Origin of the sequence: Mycobacterium sp. (assembly GCF_049683935.1) — a bacterium.
In the GTDB taxonomy this organism is placed as follows: Bacteria; Actinomycetota; Actinomycetes; order Mycobacteriales; family Mycobacteriaceae; genus Mycobacterium.
The window spans coordinates 1-3,853 of the sequence record NZ_JBAUJR010000471.1 but is presented as its reverse complement, the minus strand read 5'-3'; the positions used below and the strand labels follow the sequence as shown (position 1 = coordinate 3,853).

General features: G+C 68.8%; 4 protein-coding genes and 1 pseudogene. 3 read left to right on the top strand and 2 right to left on the bottom strand.

The features are described from left to right. Both eccB and WA965_RS26675 read right to left on the bottom strand, forming a co-directional pair. On the bottom strand, window positions 1–1,253 hold a 1,253-nt coding region (gene eccB / locus WA965_RS26680), incomplete at its 3' end, for a type VII secretion protein EccB (RefSeq protein WP_526448222.1). 49 nt (window positions 1,254–1,302) lie between these two features. Further along, on the bottom strand, window positions 1,303–1,854 hold the full coding sequence (locus WA965_RS26675; protein WP_526294910.1) for a CGNR zinc finger domain-containing protein: 552 nt from the start codon (window positions 1,852–1,854) through the stop codon (window positions 1,303–1,305). A 107-nt stretch (window positions 1,855–1,961) separates the two neighbouring features. Here WA965_RS26675 and WA965_RS26670 point away from each other — a divergent pair, with 107 nt between their 5' ends. The 3 genes and pseudogenes from WA965_RS26670 to WA965_RS26660 all read left to right on the top strand — a co-directional run. Beyond that, window positions 1,962–2,948 carry an EamA family transporter gene (locus tag WA965_RS26670; RefSeq protein ID WP_526294916.1) on the top strand — a complete coding sequence of 329 codons (987 nt, stop codon included), beginning with the start codon at window positions 1,962–1,964 and terminating at the stop codon, window positions 2,946–2,948. Between the two features lie 41 nt (window positions 2,949–2,989). Further along, on the top strand, window positions 2,990–3,670 hold the full coding sequence (locus WA965_RS26665; protein ID WP_526294912.1) for a cutinase family protein: 681 nt from the start codon (window positions 2,990–2,992) through the stop codon (window positions 3,668–3,670). 49 nt (window positions 3,671–3,719) lie between these two features. Continuing rightward, window positions 3,720–3,853, top strand: a pseudogene (locus tag WA965_RS26660) (cutinase family protein); the annotation flags it as partial.

Below are 3,853 nucleotides of genomic sequence, written 5' to 3'. Positions count from 1 at the left end.
ATTCCGTACCGCACTCCGGAGTCGTCGACCAGGAAAAGCGACCCCGTGCTCTGTCCGGCACCGGTGAGGCCGACCGAACGCACAAACGCGCTACGTCCGGCGGGCACGAGCACGGCATCGACCGCGGGACCGTCCGCATCGGCCTGCGCCAGCGCGACCGGGGACCCGGGCGTCGGGATCGCCGCACCGACCAGAACCGTGGTGTCAGAACGCTCCCCGGCCGGGCCCGGACGCCAGCGCGAACAGATCACCGCGGCGTCGGTCACCCCGCCGCGGTCCGGGAACGTCGTGACAGGCAGTTCCTCGACCACCGGTACGGCGCCGACCAGGCCTGGCCCCACCGTGGGGATCTCTTCGCCGACGCGGGCATCGGTGTAGCGGATCAGATCGGCAGCCACGTGCCCGATGCGCTGCACACCGTCGGCGAGAACCACAAAATAGTCTGTGTCACTTGGCGATTCCGCGTCCACGCGCGGCACTTTCAGCACGGACCCGACCGGGTGGTCACGAAGCGTGGAGGGGCCGGCAGAGCCGGCCGCGGTGATGATCGGCGGGACGATCGCCGGCGCTTCGGGGATCGCCGACAGCACCGCCTCCGACACCGGCCTCGGCACGATCCCGTCGAGTTGCAATGCGCGCACCACGGCGTGGTGGCGCAGGTCCACCCGGGCCCGCCGACCGTCGTAGAGCAGGTACGTCGTGGCGGCGCCACCACCCCGCGGTGTCACCAGAACCGCGGGCCCGTGCGCGACGACACCGTCGGCGATCGGACCGGCGATGATAGTGGTCTCGCCACGCCTGTCGTCGCACACTGTCCAGACAGATTCCTCGGCGGTCAGCGGTGTCGAGATCTTCTCCGGCGCAGCGGGTATGCCGATCAGCGAGCCCCGGTGGGCGCTCTCCACCGCCCGGCGGCCGACAAGGCGCGGGTCTGCCGGCCTACCTGCCACCAGCCTTGCCGAAGCGAGGTTGAACACCGGATGCACGGTGTCGCCGACCCTGACGTACATGGCGCCGGTCTCACGTTCGACGACGATGAGGGAGTCCCCGAGTTCGCCGGCCGGCCGCACCAGCGCGAGGACGGCGCACACGGCCGCGGCAACGGCGGCCAGCACCGCTCCCGCGGCCAGTGAAATCGATTGGGCACGAATCGGATCGTCCAGCATCCGGGTGTCACCGCGGACCAGCGCGTGTTCCATCCGACGCACCAGGAACCGGTATCCGCTGACGTGCAGGCGTGTCGTAGGTTGCAACGGCTCTCTCCCCCTACGCCAGCGTAACGGCGTTGCGGCAGAGGTCGGTTCACTTGTTCGAGCGGCGCTCGCGGTAGGCCGCCACGTGCTGACGGTTGCCACAGTTGCCGGTGTCGCAGAACTTCCCCGACCGGTTGCGGGACAGGTCGACCAGCACGGCCTCGCAGTCGGGCGCCGCGCAGACCTTGAGCCGCCGCAACTCGCCTGAGCGGATCAGGTCGGCCAGTGCCATCGCCATCTCCGCACCCATCCGCTGCCACAGCGGGTCGTGGATCGATGCGAGGTGCAGATGCCATTCGGGCATCTCGGCGTGGCGCGTCAGCCAGGGTGCCGCGCGGGTGTCACTGAGCAGCGCGTTGACCTGACCGACCACACGTTCCTCGTCGTCGGCGATCTCCCACAGCCGACCGAGCCGCGCCCTCAGTTGCCGCACCGACTCCAACTCGGCCTCGTCGCGATCACGCCGACCGGTCCAACCGAACGTGGCCAGGTATTCATCGAGGGCGGCGAGGTCTGCGAGCTGCTCGCCCTCGACCCGGTCGGTGTTGATCAGCACACACACCGCGCGCAACGTGAGCTCGGTGTCATGATTGAAAAGCATTTGACTCATGACTCCCTTCGGCGATACCGTCATGACCGTAATTCATTTTACTCATTACATCCTTGGCGACATCTTCTGGAGGTGAACCGGTGGCTTCGAATTTCCGTATGGGCCTACTCTTCGCGATCGGCTCGGCCTTCGCGTTCGGATCGTCGGGACCTTTTGCGAAGTCACTGATGGAGGCCGGCTGGAGCCCGACCGCCGCAGTCACGGCCCGGCTGCTCGGCGGCGCACTGGCGATGGCCGCTTTCGCCTCGGTTGTGCGCCCCGGATGGTGGGGCGAGGCACGCACCCACGCCCGCACGGTGGTTCTGTACGGGCTCGTGCCGATCGCAGGCGCCCAACTCTTCTACTACAACGCAGTCGCCCACCTGTCGGTCGGCGTCGCGTTGCTGCTCGAGTACACCGCCCCCATCATCGTGGTGGGCTGGCTCTGGGCCACCACCCGACGGCGACCCACCACCCTGACGCTCGCGGGCGTGGCGCTGGCCGTCGCGGGCATCATGCTGGTCCTCGGGGTGTTCGGATCGGGTGGGCTCGCCGGTGCCGACATCAACGCCGTCGGGGTGGCATTCGGCCTGGCTGCCGCCGTCTGCGCGGCCTGCTACTTCTTGATGTCGGACAAGGTCGGCGGGTCGGGACCGAACGGCGAGGCGGGGTTGCACCCGATCACGCTGGCCGCCGGCGGGCTCATCGTCGGCGCCGCGGCAGTCGGACTGATCGGTGTCGCCGGGGTGATGCCGCTGACCTTCACCGCCGAGAACACCGTGATCGCGGGCTTCACCACATCGTGGCTCGTCCCCGTCATCGCGCTGGCTCTGGTCCCGACGGCGATCGCCTACACGCTCGGCATCATCGGCATCACCCGACTACGGCCCCGGTTCGCATCCTTGGTCGGCCTGTCCGAGGTGATGTTCGCGGTGCTGGCGGCATGGGTGCTGCTCGGTGAGGCCATCTCCGTGACGCAGGGTATCGGCGGCGCCGTGGTGCTGATCGGTCTCGCGCTGGCCCGCCAGGGGGACCGCAGCGAGCAACTCGACGACGTGACCTGGCCCGATGCACCCGTCGTCGAACTGGAGACGACTCCGAAATAATCGGGTGGGCATCAGCTAGATCCACTAGCTAACATCGTGTGATGAAGATCGATCTTGATGCTCGCCCGGCAGGCCGGATCGCCTCGTTCGTGGCGGCCGTCCTCACCGCCGCCACGATGCTCGTCGCGCCGGCCGTCGCTGCCCCCCAGACCGCCGCCGTCGCTCACGCACAGGGCTGCCCGGACATCGAGGTGGTGTTCGCCCGCGGCACCGACGAACCGGCCGGCCTCGGCCGGGTTGGGGCGGCCTTCGTCGACTCGCTACGCGGTCAGGTCGGCGGCCGCTCGGTCGGCGCCTATGCCGTCAACTACCCGGCCACCTTCGACTTCCTCCAAGTCGCCGCGGGAGCCAACGACGCCAGCGGTCACATCCAGTACATGATCAACAACTGCCCGAACACCCGACTGGTGCTCGGCGGGTATTCGCAGGGCGCCGCCGTGATCGACATCATCGCCGCCATCCCGGTCCCGGGTGCCGGCTTCACCAACCCGCTACCGCCCAACACCCCGGACTTCGTCGCAGCGATCGCGGTGTTCGGCAATCCGTCGGCGAAGGTCGGTCTTCCGTTGACCACCAGTCCGGTCTGGGGAGCACGCTCCATCGACCTGTGCAACGCCGGTGACCCGGTGTGCGGACCCGGTGACAACATCCCCGCCCACAGCAACTACGTCTCGACGGGCCTGACCAACCAGGCCGCCGGCTTCGTGGCGGGACTGCTGTAGCCCCGGTGAGATACGGTGACTTGTGACTTTTGACCGCGTGAGCCGCCGAATACTGGCGGCCGTCTCCGCCGCGGCGGCAATTCCGATGGCCGCCACCCTGATGCTGCCCCTGCCGAGTGCGGCGGCCCAGCCCTGCCCCGACGTCGAGGTCGTCTTCGCCCGCGGCACCAGCGAGCCCGCGGG